14 protein-coding genes are annotated in these 14,616 nt (G+C 69.8%); 8 read left to right on the top strand and 6 right to left on the bottom strand.

Annotation, left to right across the window (positions count from 1 at the left end):
• Positions 1-6: 6 nt before the first annotated feature.
• Complete coding sequence (locus V1457_RS27330; RefSeq protein ID WP_200071666.1) at positions 7-483, bottom strand: cupin domain-containing protein; 477 nt, start codon at positions 481-483, stop codon at positions 7-9.
• Positions 484-684: 201 nt separating this feature from the next.
• Here V1457_RS27330 and V1457_RS27325 point away from each other — a divergent pair, with 201 nt between their 5' ends.
• Together V1457_RS27325 and V1457_RS27320 are read left to right on the top strand one after the other, a co-directional pair.
• Positions 685-2,340 (top strand): alpha-amylase family glycosyl hydrolase, encoded by a 1,656-nt coding sequence (locus tag V1457_RS27325; protein ID WP_338597862.1) that lies wholly within the window; start codon positions 685-687, stop codon positions 2,338-2,340.
• Positions 2,341-2,460: 120 nt separating this feature from the next.
• Positions 2,461-3,804 carry an MFS transporter gene (locus tag V1457_RS27320; protein WP_338597860.1) on the top strand — a complete coding sequence of 448 codons (1,344 nt, stop codon included), beginning with the start codon at positions 2,461-2,463 and terminating at the stop codon, positions 3,802-3,804.
• A 16-nt stretch (positions 3,805-3,820) separates the two neighbouring features.
• On the opposite strand, the gene V1457_RS27315 is transcribed toward V1457_RS27320, so the two are convergent.
• The gene (locus V1457_RS27315) at positions 3,821-4,831 is read right to left on the bottom strand and encodes a LacI family DNA-binding transcriptional regulator (RefSeq protein ID WP_200071664.1); all 1,011 of its coding nucleotides are present in this window, start codon (positions 4,829-4,831) and stop codon (positions 3,821-3,823) included.
• Positions 4,832-4,982: 151 nt separating this feature from the next.
• Here V1457_RS27315 and V1457_RS27310 point away from each other — a divergent pair, with 151 nt between their 5' ends.
• Genes V1457_RS27310 through V1457_RS27290 form a run of 5 tightly spaced genes read left to right on the top strand, consistent with a single transcriptional unit; the run spans position 4,983 to position 9,646 of the window.
• Entirely contained in the window at positions 4,983-6,122 is a 1,140-nt protein-coding gene (locus V1457_RS27310; protein WP_338597858.1) for a cupin domain-containing protein, read from the top strand.
• Positions 6,115-6,879 (top strand): alpha/beta fold hydrolase, encoded by a 765-nt coding sequence (locus tag V1457_RS27305; protein ID WP_295141881.1) that lies wholly within the window; start codon positions 6,115-6,117, stop codon positions 6,877-6,879. The genes V1457_RS27310 and V1457_RS27305 overlap by 8 nt, the downstream gene beginning before the upstream one ends.
• Positions 6,839-8,152 carry a histidinol dehydrogenase gene (hisD, locus tag V1457_RS27300; RefSeq protein WP_338605133.1) on the top strand — a complete coding sequence of 438 codons (1,314 nt, stop codon included), beginning with the start codon at positions 6,839-6,841 and terminating at the stop codon, positions 8,150-8,152. The genes V1457_RS27305 and hisD (V1457_RS27300) overlap by 41 nt, the downstream gene beginning before the upstream one ends.
• Entirely contained in the window at positions 8,139-8,906 is a 768-nt protein-coding gene (locus V1457_RS27295) for an SDR family oxidoreductase (protein WP_338597855.1), read from the top strand. Before hisD (V1457_RS27300) ends, V1457_RS27295 begins: the two co-directional genes overlap by 14 nt.
• Positions 8,903-9,646: an aldolase/citrate lyase family protein gene (locus V1457_RS27290; protein WP_338597853.1), complete on the top strand. Its 744-nt coding sequence runs from the start codon at positions 8,903-8,905 to the stop codon at positions 9,644-9,646. The genes V1457_RS27295 and V1457_RS27290 overlap by 4 nt, the downstream gene beginning before the upstream one ends.
• 77 nt (positions 9,647-9,723) lie before the next feature.
• Here V1457_RS27290 and V1457_RS27285 read toward each other — a convergent pair whose 3' ends face one another.
• From V1457_RS27285 to hisD (V1457_RS27275), 3 genes are read right to left on the bottom strand one after another with little or no spacing between them, the layout of a single operon-like run.
• Positions 9,724-10,548 carry a nitrilase-related carbon-nitrogen hydrolase gene (locus tag V1457_RS27285; protein ID WP_338597851.1) on the bottom strand — a complete coding sequence of 275 codons (825 nt, stop codon included), beginning with the start codon at positions 10,546-10,548 and terminating at the stop codon, positions 9,724-9,726.
• 25 nt (positions 10,549-10,573) lie between these two features.
• Complete coding sequence (locus tag V1457_RS27280; protein ID WP_338597849.1) at positions 10,574-11,761, bottom strand: ester cyclase; 1,188 nt, start codon at positions 11,759-11,761, stop codon at positions 10,574-10,576.
• Positions 11,762-13,090: a histidinol dehydrogenase gene (gene hisD, locus V1457_RS27275; RefSeq protein WP_338597848.1), complete on the bottom strand. Its 1,329-nt coding sequence runs from the start codon at positions 13,088-13,090 to the stop codon at positions 11,762-11,764.
• Positions 13,091-13,162: 72 nt separating this feature from the next.
• Here hisD (V1457_RS27275) and V1457_RS27270 point away from each other — a divergent pair, with 72 nt between their 5' ends.
• Positions 13,163-14,071, top strand: a complete 909-nt coding sequence (locus tag V1457_RS27270) for a LysR family transcriptional regulator (RefSeq protein ID WP_295150566.1) — start codon at positions 13,163-13,165, stop codon at positions 14,069-14,071.
• A 321-nt stretch (positions 14,072-14,392) separates the two neighbouring features.
• On the opposite strand, the gene V1457_RS27265 is transcribed toward V1457_RS27270, so the two are convergent.
• Positions 14,393-14,587 carry a ferredoxin gene (locus V1457_RS27265; protein ID WP_338597846.1) on the bottom strand — a complete coding sequence of 65 codons (195 nt, stop codon included), beginning with the start codon at positions 14,585-14,587 and terminating at the stop codon, positions 14,393-14,395.
• Positions 14,588-14,616: the final 29 nt, after the last annotated feature.

Here is a 14,616-nt window from a genome sequence, read left to right as displayed (position 1 = left end):
GGTCGCTCAGGCGCCCTCCACCGAACCGGGCGGCAGGAAGTCGACGTCGTGCTGCGCCGACACCCGGACCACCTCGGCCGGGTCTTCGAGGTCGTGCAGCTTGTCGAACAGCTCCGCGAGCCGTCCCGCCGGGCTCACCCAGAACAGTCCGCGGGCGATGTTCTCGCTGCGGTTGTAGTAGGCGTGCGGGAGGCCCTTCGGCATCAGCACGGTGTCGCCGGGGCCCGCGGTCTCCCACTCGCCGTCGAGGTAGAGCGTGAACACGCCCTCCAGGATGTAGATGTGCTCGTCCTGGGTCGGATGCACGTGTGGCGGTACGCCGGTGCCCGGCGGGTCCAGCGTCTCGAACGCGAAGCTCGATTCGCTGGCCGCCTTCATGGAATAGGTGTGGCCGAGCACGTTCCACACCTTGTTCCGCATGCCCTCCCGGGCCGGCGTGATCCCCTTCGGCAGGGGACCGAGCACGATTTCGTCGCCGGTCATCACACTTCCTGAGCCGATGGTTCGTCGGCTACGCACTCTGCGCCATTTCGTTGCCCGTGTACAGCCGCCAACGGGTGATCACGGGTGTGCTCCACCCGGCCGATTCGCCGTGGAAATTGCGCGGTGCGTGTTCCGCTCGAGGTGGCGGGTGCGTACATTGATCTACTCTGCATACGTAGTCAGGATGGTGGGAGCGGGATCATGGTGGTGTCCAGGCGATCGTTCATGCTCGGGACCGGTGCGGCGCTCACGGGTGTGGCGCTGGCTCCGCACTCGGCGGGAGCCGCGCGCGGAGCATCCGGTGTGGACGGTCCTTCGTGGCTGGCCGACACCGTGCTGTACCAGATCTATCCGCAGAGCTTCGCCGACACCGACGGCAGCGGCATCGGCGATCTGCGCGGCATCATCGAACACCTCGATCACCTGCAATGGCTGGGAATCGGCGCGATCTGGGTCAACCCGGTGTTCCCCTCACCGCTGACCGACGCCGGTTACGACATCGCCGATTACACCGGTGTGCATCCGCGCTACGGCGACGAGGACGACGTCGTCCGGCTGGTCGAAGCCGCGCGCAGCCGCGGCATCCGGGTGCTGTTCGACCTCGTGGCCGGCCACACGTCCGACCAGCACGGCTGGTTCCTCGACTCGCTGCACGACGACACCGATCACCGCTACGTCTGGGCCACACCGGACCAGTTGCCCGACGACGGCACGCTCCCGGAGGATTTCGTCGCCTCGCCGGGCCCGCGCGCAGGTGCGTTCCTCAAGAACTACTACGACACCCAGCCCGCGATCAACTACGGCTACGCGCGCATGAACCCGGACGAGCCGTGGCGCCAGCCGGTCGACGCCGAAGGTCCGATGCGCAACCGCGCCGCGATCCGCGAGGTCATGGATCACTGGCTGCGGCTGGGGATCTCCGGGTTCCGCTGCGACTTGGCCGCCACCTTGGTCAAGGACGACCCCGGCTGGGTCGAGACCGGCAAGCTGTGGGGCGAGCTCTGCGAGTGGGTTCGCAGGCACCACCCGGACGCCGTGCTGATCTCCGAATGGGGCGATCCGGCCACGTCGGTGCCCGCGGGTTTCGACGCCGACTTCTACCTGCCGGTCAACGGTCCGGGCGACGGCGCACCGTGGAAGTCGTTGTGGCACGAGAACCCGTACTTCGGCGCCGAGGGCACCGGCACCGCGAAGATCTTCGTGGACGCCTGGACCGAGGCGACCGGGGACATCGGTCGCGGCCGCATCATGCTGCCGACCGCCAACCACGACAGCGCGAACCGGCTCAACGACGGCGTCCGCACCCCGGAGGAACTTCCCGCCGCGTTCGCGTTCCTGCTGACCTGGCCGACGATTCCCGCGATGTACTACGGCGAGGAGATCGGCATGCGGATGATCGAGGGCCTGCCCGATGTCGAAGGCAGCGCCGGACGCCAGCGCAACCGCACGCCGATGCAGTGGAACGCCGGGCCCAACGCCGGGTTCTCCGAGGCACCCGCCGAGGACCTCTACATCCCGATCGACCCGGACCCGGACCGGCCGACCGTCGAAGCGCAGCGCCGCGATCCGGGCTCGCTGCTGCACTTCGTCCGGCGGCTGCTGGCGTTGCGCAAGCGGTACCCCGAACTCGGCACGCAGGCCGACGTGCGGGTGTTCTCGGACGGCTATCCGCTGACCTACCTGCGCGGCGACCGGTTCCTGGTCACCGTCAACCCGCGCCGCGACCCCGCGACGATCACCGTTGCGGACGGCCGCGTGCAGGACGCCAGGCCCGTCGAGGACAGCGGTGTCCGCCTGGACGGCGAAGCGATGACCGTACCGGGATTCGGCTACGCGATCCTCGATCTGAACGGCTGACCGGATTCGTTGTGGTGCGCCCGCACCGAATCTTGACGGTACGGGGGCCGCGGGCTAACCTCCGACGAACTTCATACGTATGCACAATGTCCACCGGCGTCGTGACCCCTGGAGATGCCCATGTCAGTCGGAATGCCGGGCCCGCCAGCCCCCGCCCTCGCGGCAGACCAGCAGCAGGCGCCGGCGAAGATCCGCCGAGCGGTGTACGCGGGCGGCGTCGGCAACTTCGTCGAGCAGTTCGACTACGGGCTCTACGGCTACATGGCGCCGATGCTGGCCTCGTCGTTCTTCCCGGGCGGCAACAGCGCGGCGACGGTGATGAGCACCTACGCGGTCCTCGCCGTCGCCTGCGTGTTCCGCCCCCTCGGCGGAACGCTCGTCGGCCGCTGGGGCGACCGCGTCGGCCGGAAGAAGGCTCTGCTGTGGACGATCGTCATGATGGGCGTGTCCACCGCGCTGATCGGCGCCCTGCCGACCTACCAGCAGGTCGGCTTCCTGGCACCGCTGCTGCTGGTGCTCATCCGGACCTTCCAGGGGATGATCTCCGGCGGTGAGTACGTCGGCGCGGTCGCGTTCATCATGGAGTGGGCGAAGCCGCACCAGCGCACCTACTACACCTCGTACGCCTCGAACAGCTGCTTCCTCGGCATCCTCGGCGGCGCGGGCGTCGCGGCGCTGGTCAGCACCGCGTTCGAGCAGCCGGTGCTGGAATCCTGGGGCTGGCGGATCCCGTTCCTCGCGGTGCTGCCGCTGTCGCTGCTCGGGTTGTGGCTGCGCAGCCGCATCGAGGAGACGCCGGAATTCATGCGCGAGACCGAAGGCGGCACGAACATCGTCAAGGCGCCGGTGCGCGAGGCGCTGCGCGAGCAGTGGCGCCCGATCCTGGTGTTCTGCGGAGCCTCGATCATGCTGGCGATCCTGTCCTACACCTGGGTCACCTACTACCCGGAGTACCTGACCAGCAATGTCGGGCTCACCCGCTCGCAGGCGCTGCTGTCCAACCTCATCTCGGTGGCCGTGCTGATGCCGCTGCTTCCGCTGGCGGGCAAGCTCTCGGACCGGATCGGCCGCAAGCCGATGCTGATCATCGGTGCGCTGGCGTGCATCTTCCTCGTCCCGCTGGCGTTCGCCATCGGCGAGCAGGGCAGCTTCACCGCCGCGGTCGGCAGCCAGCTCGTCTACATCGTCCCGGAGTTCTTCCTCACCGGGATCGTGACGACGTGTTCGGCCGAGCTGTTTGCGACCCGCACCAGGTTCAGCGCGAGCGCGATCGCCTACAACAGCTCGTTCTCGATCTTCATGGGTGTCACGCCGTTCATCGCGGCGTTGCTGGTCGACGGGTTCGGCACGATCTACGCGGTGTGGGCCTACCTCGCCGCGGCGGCGGTGCTGGCGCTGGTGGTGGTCACGGTGTTCATGAAGGAGACGTACCGCAGCGAGCTCGGCGCGAACAAGTTCGCCTGAACCGGCCCGTGACCGGTCATCCGCGGCGGGTGGCGGGAGGCGCGTGGGTTCCTCTGCGCACGAGTTCCGGTGCGAAAGCCACGCGCCGCGCGGGATCGCCCGCGTCACCGGAGAGGCGTTCGACGAGCAGCCGGGCGGCGGCCCTGGCCATCTCTTGGAGGTCGTAGCGGATCGTGGTGAGCGAGAAGGCCTCCCAGGACGCCATCGGCAGATCGTCGAAGCCCACCAGCGTGAGCTCATCGGGAATGCGGACGCCCGCCCGCAACGCGGCGTTGTAGGCGCCGATGGCCACCACATCGTTGCCGCAGAACACGGCCGTGAGGTCCGGATCAGCGGCGAGGAGTTCGGAAAGTCCGAGGTAGCCGGTGTCGAAGTCGTAGGAACCGCGGCGGATCCGGGTCGCGGGCAACGCGATGTCGGCCTCGGCGAGCGCGTCCACGAAACCGGCCTCGCGATCCCGGCCGGAGCTGGTGTCGGTCGAGCCGCCCAGCAGCGCGACCCTGCGGTGCCCGAGCGCGATCAGTTCCTCGGCGGCGAGCCTGCCGCCGCGCTCGTTGTCGACCACTGCCGAGTCGGCGCCGTCGCGCCCGTCGACCCGGTTGAGGAACACGAACGGGATCTGCTTGCGCCGCAGCGCATCGGGGAGCTCGGAGCCACTGGTCGCGGTCGTCAGCACCGCGCCGTCGATGGAGTGGTCGAGCAGTCCCTCGGTGGCCAAGGCGTCGTCGGAACGTTCCGCCAGCAGCATCATGCGGTAGCCGCAGCGCTCCAGCTCGTCGTGCAGCGGACCGATCAGGTGCGGGTAGAACGGATTGGTCAAGTCGCTGACCAGCACGCCGATCCGGCGAGTGGTGTGCGTGGACAGGCTCCTGCCTGCCTCGCTCGGCACGTAGTTGAGGACCTGCGCGGCGTGGCGGACGCGGTCCTGCGTCGCCGCGGAAACCCGCGGATCACCGCGCAGCGCGCGCGAGACCGTCGCCTGGGACACGCCCGCGAACCTGGCGACGTCGTGACTCGTGATCGACATGGAACCTCCTGGAATACGGAGTCTAGTCGGCGTCATCGGTCGAGCTCTTGCACGGTGTTCGGCCCGGTCAGCACCCGGTTGGTCATTGACCGCCGCTCCGCCGTTGCGGTAGTACATACGTATTCATAGTTTTTGGTCGGAGGGAGCGGGGATGCAGCAGCAGCCGGTACGGGTCAGCGAGGCCGAGAGCGCGCGGCGGACGATCCGGCGCAGCGATTTCGTGTCGTGCGACCAGGCGTTCATCGACTGCCGCACACCGGGTTCGCAGCGCAAGGAGAACTACGCGATGATCGGGCCCGGGGTGTCGCAGAACTCCAAGCAGGTCATCAACCTCCGCGAGCCGCACGGCTACAACATCGGCGCGGCCGCGATGCCGCAAGGGGTCACCAACAACCTGCACCTGCACTTCACCGCCGAGGTGTTCCTGTGCTTCCGCGGCGAGTACCTGCTGCGCTGGGGTGCTGACGGGGACGAGGGGGAGCTCGTTCTCCGCGAGGGGGACATCGCCTCGATCCCGACCTGGATCTTCCGCGGCTTCACCAACATCGGACCGGACGACGGCTGGCTGTTCACCTCGCTCGGCCACGACGAGACCGGCGGCATCATCTGGGGCCCCACCGTGTTGCGGGACGCCGCCGGGCACGGGTTGCACCTGAGTGAGGACGGTCGGCTGATCGACACGGTCGCCGGGGGCCAGCCGCCGGACGACGTCGAGCTGGTGCGCCCGATGGCCGAGTCGGACATCGCGCGGCTGCGATCGTTCTCCGCCGAGAAGATGCGGCGGCGCGTGGTGACGCAGGACGACCTGGAGTGGTGCTCGAGGCCGTTCCTGGATTCGGTGGTCACCGGCGGCGGTGCGGAACTGGCGCTGGTGGTCGGCTTCGGCATGACCGAGAACCTCGACCAGGAACCGCGGATCTACAACCCGCACGGGCACAACATCGCCTGGCTGCGCGCCGAACCCGGTGCCGGGATGCTCGGGCACCGCATCGAGCAAACGCAGGTGCTCATGGTCAAGGAGGGCCGCTGGGAGGTCACCCTCAACGACCACGAGCCGGTCGCGGTCCAGCTCGGCGAATGGGACATGCTCTCGGTGCCGCCCGGCGCGTGGCGCAGCATCCGGAACACCGGGGACGACACCGGCAAGCTCGTGGTGATCAATTCCGGGGATGGACGGGTGCGCCTCGACTGGGACGAGGAAGTGGTCAAGGCCGCCGCCGATGCCGGGTACTCCATCGACCACAACGGCTACGTCGCGCCGTACGCGCTCGTGCCGCGCGCTCGTGGCTGACACGGCCGTGCTGGTGCCCGGGATGCTCTGCGATTCCGGGCTGTGGGCCGGGGTCGAGTCGCGGCTGGAACTGCCGGTCGTGCACGCGGAGCTGGACCGCCCGAGCGTCACCGGCATGGCCGAGCACGTGCTGTCCAGTGTGGATGGTCGAGTCGTGCTCGTCGGTCTGAGCCTCGGGGCAATCGTCGGGTTCGAGATCGCGCGACTGGCCCCGGAGCGGGTAGCCGGGTTCGCCGCGCTGGCCACGAACGCCGCCGCGCCCAGACCGGAGCAGCACGAAGGGTGGCGGCAGGCCGACCGGCGCACCGAAGCCGGAGAATTCGCTGCGGTCGTCGAGGAAATCCTGCCGACCATGTACGCCGGGCAGCGGCCGTCGCCGGAGTTGGCGCGGGAATTCCGGGAGATGGCCGAGCGGATCGGCCCGCGACGGTTCCGCACCCAGCTGGCCGGCCAATCCACCCGGACCGACGCACGCGCTGTGCTGCGCACGATCAATGTTCCGTCCCTTGTGGCCTGCGGTACCGAGGACGCCTTGTGCCCACCGCGGATCCATCGCGAAATCGCCGACCACCTCGGCGACACCGAATTGCACGTGGTGCCCGCGGCCGGGCACCTGTTTCCGCTCGAAGCGCCCGATACGACCGCCGGATTGCTCAACGGGCTGATCCGGCGGTGCACTTCACCGATCCTGACCGAGGAGAACGACTTTGCCCGAAGTGTTGAAGCGCCCGGCGCCGCAGCCGACGGCGACCGATGACTCCGCTCCGCATGACGAGGCCTTGCGCGAACGGGTCCGCACGATCATCGAGGACGTCCGCGCCCGCGGTGACGAAGCGGTGCGCGAGCATTCGCAGCTTTTCGACGGATGGGCCCCGGAGTCGTTCCGGCTGAGGCCGGACGAGATCGAGCGGATCGTCGCCACGGTCGGCGAGCAGGCGCTGGCCGACATCCGGTTCGTGCAGTCGCAGGTTCGTGCTTTCGCCGAGCACCAACGGGAATCGATGTGCGACATCGAGGTCGAGACGCTGCCGGGGGTGCGGCTGGGACATCGGCACGTCCCGATCGACGCGGTGGGCGCGTACGTGCCCGGTGGCCGCTACCCGCTGACCGCTTCGGCGCACATGACGATCGTGACCGCAAAAGTCGCCGGAGTGCCGCGGGTCGCGGCGGCGACTCCGCCGATTCGCGGCGAGATTCCGGCGCCGACGATCGCCGCCATGCACCTGGCCGGGGCGGACGAGATCTACCTGCTCGGCGGTGTGCAGGCGGTGGCCGCGCTGGCCGCAGGTACCGAGTCGATCGGGCCGGTGGACCTGCTGGCCGGGCCGGGCAACGCCTACGTCGCCGAGGCCAAGCGCCAGCTCTTCGGCGAGGTAGGCATCGACCTGTTCGCCGGGCCGACCGAGATCCTCGTCATCGCCGACGAGCACGCAGATCCGTTCGTGGTCGCGGTGGACCTGCTCTCGCAGGCCGAGCACGGCCCGGACTCACCCGCGGTGCTGATCACCACTTCGGCGACGCTCGCCGATGCGGTCATCGCCCACGTCGACGAGCTCCTTCCCGGGATGCCGACCGCCGACTTCGCCGGGCCCGCGTGGCGCGACCACGGTGCGGTGGTCGTGGTCGACTCGGTGGACGAGGCGTACGCGCTCGCCGACACCTACGCCAGCGAGCACGTCCAGGTGCTGACCGCCCAGCCGCGGCGCGCGCTCGACCGGATGCGCAACTACGGGGCGCTGTTCCTCGGCGAAGGCACGTGCGTGTCCTACGGGGACAAGGTCATCGGGACCAACCACGTGCTGCCGACCAAGGGCGCCGCGCGCTACACCGGTGGGCTTTGGGTGGGGAAGTACCTGAAGACGGTGACTTACCAGGAAGTGACCGACCAGGCGGCGAGCGCACAGCTGGGCGAGGTGTGCGGCCGGGCCGCTCGGGTCGAGCTGTTCGAGGGCCATGCCCGCTCCGGCGATGTGCGTGCCGCGAAGTACGGCGAGACCGCGCTGGAATGGACCGATCATGCCCGAAGCTGAACCCGCCGAGCGCACCGCGTTGGTCACCGGCGGCGGCAACGGGCTCGGCCGGGCGATGTGCCACGCCCTCTCGGCCGCCGGAGCCCGGGTGATCGTCGTCGGCAGGACCCGATCGGCGCTGGACGAGACGGTGGCCGGGATGTCCGGCGAGGGCGTCGCGGTGAACTGCGACGTCGCTGATCCGGACGCCGTGGCGGCGCTCGCCGAGCAGCTGGCGGGCGAGCACGTGTCGATCTTGGTGAACAACGCGGGGGTCGCAGGCCCGGTCGCGCCGCTCACCGAGATCGACCCCACCGAGTGGGATGCGGTGTTCGCCGCCAACGTGCGCGGGACGTACCTGATGTGCCGCGCCTTCCTGCCCGCCATGACAGAGCGGGGCGCGGGCGACGTGGTCAACATCGCCTCGGTGTCCGGGAAGCGTCCGCTGGCCCGGCGCACGCCTTACTGCGCCTCGAAGGCGGCGGTGCTGGGGCTGACCACCACGCTGGCCGCCGAGGTCGGCCCGCTCGGCGTCGCGGTCAACGCGCTCTCGCCGGGCCCGGTCGAAGGGCCGCGGATGGCGCGGAACTTCCGGCTGGAGGCGGAAAGGACCGGAAGAACCGCCGAACAGGCGGAGGAGGAGTTCGTCTCGCGCGCTGCTCTCGGCCGCATGGTGACCGAGGACGAAGTGGGTGCGGCGCTGGTGGCGATGCTGCGGATGCCGGGGTTGTGCGCCGCCGACATCGATCTTTCCGCGGGGATGGTGGGCCGATGAAACTGAAGTCGAAGCTGCGCGCGGGTTCCCGGCTGCGCGGGGGAATCCTGCGCCTACCGGCGGAGATGCTCGTGGAGCTGTCCGGGATCGCGAACCTGGACTACGTGCTCGTCGACTGCGAGCACGGCCCGGACGATCTGGTGCCGCTGCAGCAGCACATCGCGCTCGCGCAGGCGCACGGCCTACCGGTGCTCGTGCGGGTCGGGCGCGCGGATCCGAACCAGGTGCTGCGGGTGCTGGACCTCGGAGCCGACGGCATCGTCGTCCCGCACGTGGAAAGTGCGCGGGAGGCCGAAGAAGTCGTCCGGTCCGCGCACTACCCGCCGCGCGGGGAGCGCGGTTTCGCGACCTACAGCAGAGCGGGCCGGTACGGTGCGGTGACCGCGACGGAGCACCTGCGCAACGCCGAGGACGTGCTGGTGGTGGCGATGGTGGAGACTGCGGCCGGTGTCGAGAACACCGCCGAAATCGTTGCGGTGGAAGGAATCGACGCGGTATGGGTCGGCCCGGCCGACCTGGCGGTGTCGCTCGGGGTGCCGCCCGGTGATCAAGCCGTGCACCGGGCGACGGCCGAGGTACACCGGCAGGCGCGGGATGCTGGTGCGGCTGTGATGGCCATCGTTTCGAGCGCCGAAGCGGGAGCGGCCGGCGACGCCGACTTAGTGGTCTACAACCTCGCGCACATCCTGCTGGGAACCTTCCGCGCCCTTGCGGCGACCGAGGACACCGGGTCGGGCTGAGGTGGCCGCTCCGCCGGCCGGTCGGGGTGGCGAATCACCTCGGTCCCGCGCGGAGTCGGGTTGGACGGCTCGGTGGTTCAGTCCCGCGCCACCGGGCCGTACAACTCCGGGCGGCGGTCGGCGAACAGGTCGGCGTGCTCGGTGAGCCGCTTGTCCCGCGAAGCGCGCAGATCCAGGTCGGCGCAGGCGATTCCTTCGGCGTCGGCCTCCGCGCGCATCCACCCGTCGGGACCGATGATCCCGGTGCCTTCGGTCCAGTCGGTGCCGCGTTCGCTCCCGCTGCGGTCGCAGCAGGCGATGGCGAGGTGGTTCACGCGTGCGGCCGCCATCGCGATGATCACCTCGGGTGCGCGTTCCCGTTCGGGTCGCGGCACCCGCGGCCAATTCGTCGGCGCGGCGAGCAATTCCGCCCCGTCGAGGGCCAGCCGCCGGGTCAGCTCCGGGAATTCGAGGTCGTAGCAGATCAGCACCCCGATCCTGCCGTGCGCGGTGTCGAGCACCGGTGGCGCTTCGGCGCCCGGGGTGAACAGCAGCCGCTCCTCGTCCCACAGGTGCGTTTTGCGGTAGACCGCGACGAGTTCCCCGCGATCCAGCACCGCCGCGCTGTTGTAGAGCCGCCCGTCGTCGCCGAGCTCGCAGAACCCGCCGATCACGACGGCTTCCGGCGCCGCCCGGCCCCACTCGGCGAGCAGCGGATCGCTCGGCCGCAACGCCGCCGGGGTCGCCTCCGCCACCGAGCTGAGCCGGTAGCCGGAGGTCGCCAGTTCCGGGAGCACGATCACCTCGGCTCCGCGCGCGGCCGCCCCGCGCACGGCCGCCACCGACAACTCGCGGTTGTACGGCGGGTCGGCCACGCGCGGAGCCAGCTGCGCGCACAGCACCCGGGTCATCGCGGCCGACATGGATGCCGTACCGGAGCGGAGGTGCTCATCCCAGCAACGCCGCGGGCTCGTCGGTCAGCAGCTGGGCGAGCACGTCGAACTCGTTGAACAACGACCACTCCTCGACGATGCGCCCGCCCGAGAAGTACAGCTGCGACATGCCCCACAGCTGCGCTCGGCGCCCGGTCGGTGCACCGTACAGGCCGTAGCCGCGGTGCGTTCCCGCGCCGGACCAGCGGACCGAGACGCTGAACCCGTCGGCTTCGTTGCCCATCCAGTACACCTCGTCCACCGATACCCCGAGGTCCGGGAAGGTCGCCAGCAGCGAACGCGCCATGCCCCGCACATCGGACCGGTTGCGTCCGGTGCGGTTCGTGGTGCCGTGCCAGCGGACCGCGTCGGCGTACACCCGGTCGAACATGCTCAGGTCGCGACGGTTGTAGACGTTGTGGAACAGCGCCCGCACCGTCTGCTCCACGTCGAACCGGGCGCTCGGCAGCGGCATCGACTTCGGTTTGCGCCCGCCGGTCAGCCGCAGCGGCTCGCTGAACTGGCGCGCGGTCAGCGGAGCGATCCCGCCCTCGTTGCCGTAGGTGCGTGCCGCCTCGACCACGTTCACGCCGAGCTGCTGCAGTTTTGCCGCGGTGTTGTAGAGGACCCATTCCTCGTAGATCTCGTTCTCCCGCACCACGCAGTTCGCCATCACCCAGGTGTCGAGCTTGCGCCCGGTCGGCGGGCCCCAGCGCCACGGTCCGGTGTGGTGGCCGATGTTGATGGCGCGGTGCGAGGTGACGAAGCCCTGGTCCTCGTCACCCGCCCAGATCACGTCGTCGGCGTAGTGCCTGCAGTCCGGGAAGGCGTTGATCGACTGCATGGTTCCGTCGACGAGCTGCTCGACGCCGTAGGAGTAGCCGTTGTCGCCGTGCAGCCTGCATCCGGGGCTGTAGGTGTCGTAGATGTACCCGACGTCCTGGTCTTCCCAGATGCGGTGGGTGATCCGGACGATGTAGTCGACGATGTCGGTGTAGGTGTCCTCGAAACCGCGCATCGGCTGGCGGCGTTCCCCGGGTACGCGCCGGGGCTCGTCCGCGCCGTGCCCGGAGTCGACCCGGATGGCGTGGTCGGTCGGCATCGTCCGCGCAGGCGGGTGCATCGTTCCCTCCGGGGAGCCGCCCCGCTGCGGTGCGGAGGCCGGGACGACCTCCGTGTTCGGCTGGTCGGACTTGCCGCTCATCTAGCGCGTTCCCTTCTGGTAGCGGGCGGTGCGGATGGTGGCGGTGGCGCGGTGCGCGGCCATCCGCTCGTAATCGGAGATCACGTCGACGGCATCGGCCAGCAAGGGCGTCGCCTGCTCGGCGATCCGCTGGTAAGTCAGCGGTTTGAGGAACCGCGACACCGACAGGCCCGCGCTGTGCTTGGCGCCGCCCGCGGTGGGCAGCACGTGGTTGGTCCCGGCCATCCCCTTGTCGGAATAGGCCACCGTGCTCCACGGGCCGAGGAAGATCGAGCCGTAGTTGTGCAGCGCCCGGTGGTAGTGCTCGTCGTCGGCGGTGTGCACTTCGAGGTGTTCCGGCGCGAGGTCGTCCATCAGCGCCACGGCCGTCTCGGCGTCCGCGGCCCAGGTCACCGACCCGTGATCGCGCCACGCCGGGCCGGCGATCTCCTTCGTGGCGAGGGTTTCGAGCTGCCGCTGCACCTGTTCGATCACGGCCTCGCCGAGCTGCTCGGACGTGGTCACCAGTGCCGCGGGGGAGTTCACCCCGTGCTCGGCCTGGCCGAGCAGGTCCGCGGCGACCAGTTCCGGGTCGGCGGTCTCGTCGGCGAGCACGGCGACCTCGGACGGCCCTGCGAGCAGGTCGATGCCGACGGTGCCGAACAGCTGCCGCTTCGCCTCGGCCACGAAGGCGTTGCCCGCTCCTACCAGCACGTCCACCGGACGTTCGCCGAGCAGGCCGAACGCCATCGCGGCGAGTGCCTGGACCCCGCCGAGCACGTAGACCCGGTCGGCGCCGGAGAGGTGCGCGGAGTAGAGCACCGCCGGGTCCGGCGTGCCGTCCGGGCCGGGCGGCACGCACGCCAGCACCGTCCGCACTCCGGCGACCTTGGGCACCCCGACGGTCATGAACGCGCCCGCGGTCAGCGGGAACCGCCCGGCTGGCAGGTACGCGCCGACCCGCTGCACCGGCACGTACCGGTGCCCGGTGATCAGGCCGGGAGCCAGCTCGGTCTCGAAGTCGGTCAGGTGCGCGCGTTGTGCGCGGGCGAAGGCGCTGGTCCGTTCGGCGCCGAGCTCCAACGCCGCGCGGTGGTCCGCGGCTAGCCGGTCGCCGCTGCGCCGGATCGCCGCCGCGTCGAGTTCGACTTCGGCGCCAGTCCAGCCGTCGAGCTCGCTCGCGTAGCGGAGCACGGCGTCCATGCCGTCGCGTTCGATCGCGGCGAGCATCTCCGAGACCCGCTGCATCACCGCCGGGTCGCGTTGTGCGGCAGGGCCCTCGTGCGCCGGTGTCTTGAGCGGTCGGTACGAGCTACCGAGTTCCCTGAGCAGGGAGGGTGCGAAGCGCATGGCGGCGACCTTACGAACGGGCAAAGCACAGGACAAGATGATCGAAGCCTGTGCTCGGCATAGGATTTCCTTGTGACACTGAAGCAGTTGCAGGCGTTCCTGCTCGCCGCCCGGACCGGCTCGTTCACCGCTGCGGCGGCGGCCATGGGGGTCGCTCAGGCGTCGGTCTCGGAGTTGATCCGCAAGCTCGAGGACGATCACGCCACCCCGCTGTTCACCAGGGGAGCCCGGCGGCTGGTGCTCACCGCCGCAGGCGAGACGCTGCTGCCGTTCGCCGAGCAGGCCACGGCCGCCGCCGACGGCGGTGCGCAAGCGCTGCGTTCGGTGCGTTCCCTGGACGGCGGGGTCGCCACCTTCGGGCTGCTGCGCAACGCCGGCTACTACCTGCTCTCCGACCTCGCGCAGCGCTTCCACGACCGCTATCCCGATGTGCGCATCCGGCTGATCGGGCTGAACTCCGTCGAGGTGGCGGCCGCCGTCGCGGCGGGAACCGTGGAGGCCGGGCTGGTCGTGCTGCCCATCGACGACGAAGGTCTCGAAGTGACCCCGCTGCTGCGGGACGAGGTGTGCTACGCCACCGCCGATCCGGCCCGTGCGGAAGAGCCGCTGCGGATCGAGGACCTCGCGCAGGCCAAGCTGATCCTCTACGACGCGCACTACGGCTGGGCCGACCCGACGCGCCGCCAGCTCGCCGATCGCGCTCAGCTCGCGGGACTTCGGCTCGATCCGTGGATCGAGGTTGAGCACGTGGAATCGGCGCTGTCACTGGTGCAGCGCGGCGTCGGCGACACCGTCCTCGCTCGCGCGGTGGCGAACAGCGCGATGTGCCCGCCGAATCTGCACATGGTGGGCTTCCACGAGCCGCTCCACGACACCATCGCACTCGTGCGCAGGCGCTCCACCACGCTTTCCCCGGCCACCCGCGAACTCGCCGACCTCGCCCGGCGAATGCTCCCGCACCATCCAGCTGCGGAGCGGTGAGCCGAATTCGTCCACAAAGGACTAACTGCGGTGCGGCGCGCCGCTTCCTGTGTGGTGCGTGGCGCTGCGATGGTGGGCGACCGGCCGCGGGGGCGAGGCGTGCGACGGATCGGTGGCGTCCGGATGGCTCGATGGCGATCAGCTGGGCGGCGATCAGCTGGGCGAATCGGAAGGGGTTCATGAACTCCATGCTCCGGAGTCGAACCCGTGTTCGCCATAGCTGGATCAGGTGATCTTAAGGTCCATTGTGGACGGATGAAAGTCCTTGCTGTGCAAAGCTGAATTCGCTCGAAAAGGTGTGAATCCAGGATCGGCGGACGATCAGTCCTGCCGCACGGTGATCGCCTGCGCCGGGCAGATCCGCTCCGCCTGCGCCACCTCCCCGGCGAAGTCGTCGCCGGGACGGCTCTCCAGCGCCGTGACGATGCCGTCGTCGTCCTGGTCGAACACGTCCGGCGCGGACAGCACGCACTGCCCGGCGCCCACGCACCTGCCCCGGTCCACGCTGATCTCCACGTGCCTTCCTCCTGCTCACGGGTCCAACG

Source organism: Saccharopolyspora sp. SCSIO 74807, from assembly GCF_037023755.1.
GTDB classification, from domain to species: domain Bacteria; phylum Actinomycetota; class Actinomycetes; order Mycobacteriales; family Pseudonocardiaceae; genus Saccharopolyspora_C; species Saccharopolyspora_C galaxeae.
The sequence above is the reverse complement of the archived record's forward strand: the minus strand, read 5'-3'. Positions and strand labels throughout refer to the sequence as shown.

Excerpts from the sequence above, each read along its gene's own strand:
- V1457_RS27330 (WP_200071666.1), bottom strand. The coding sequence starts at position 483 with ATGACCGGCGACGAAATCGTGCTCGGTCCCCTGCCGAAGGGGATCACG.
- V1457_RS27325 (WP_338597862.1), top strand. The coding sequence starts at position 685 with ATGGTGGTGTCCAGGCGATCGTTCATGCTCGGGACCGGTGCGGCGCTC.
- V1457_RS27320 (WP_338597860.1), top strand. The coding sequence starts at position 2,461 with ATGTCAGTCGGAATGCCGGGCCCGCCAGCCCCCGCCCTCGCGGCAGAC.
- V1457_RS27315 (WP_200071664.1), bottom strand. The coding sequence starts at position 4,831 with ATGTCGATCACGAGTCACGACGTCGCCAGGTTCGCGGGCGTGTCCCAG.
- V1457_RS27310 (WP_338597858.1), top strand. The coding sequence starts at position 4,983 with ATGCAGCAGCAGCCGGTACGGGTCAGCGAGGCCGAGAGCGCGCGGCGG.
- V1457_RS27295 (WP_338597855.1), top strand. The coding sequence starts at position 8,139 with ATGCCCGAAGCTGAACCCGCCGAGCGCACCGCGTTGGTCACCGGCGGC.
- V1457_RS27290 (WP_338597853.1), top strand. The coding sequence starts at position 8,903 with ATGAAACTGAAGTCGAAGCTGCGCGCGGGTTCCCGGCTGCGCGGGGGA.
- V1457_RS27285 (WP_338597851.1), bottom strand. The coding sequence starts at position 10,548 with ATGTCGGCCGCGATGACCCGGGTGCTGTGCGCGCAGCTGGCTCCGCGC.
- V1457_RS27280 (WP_338597849.1), bottom strand. The coding sequence starts at position 11,761 with ATGAGCGGCAAGTCCGACCAGCCGAACACGGAGGTCGTCCCGGCCTCC.
- hisD (WP_338597848.1), bottom strand. The coding sequence starts at position 13,090 with ATGCGCTTCGCACCCTCCCTGCTCAGGGAACTCGGTAGCTCGTACCGA.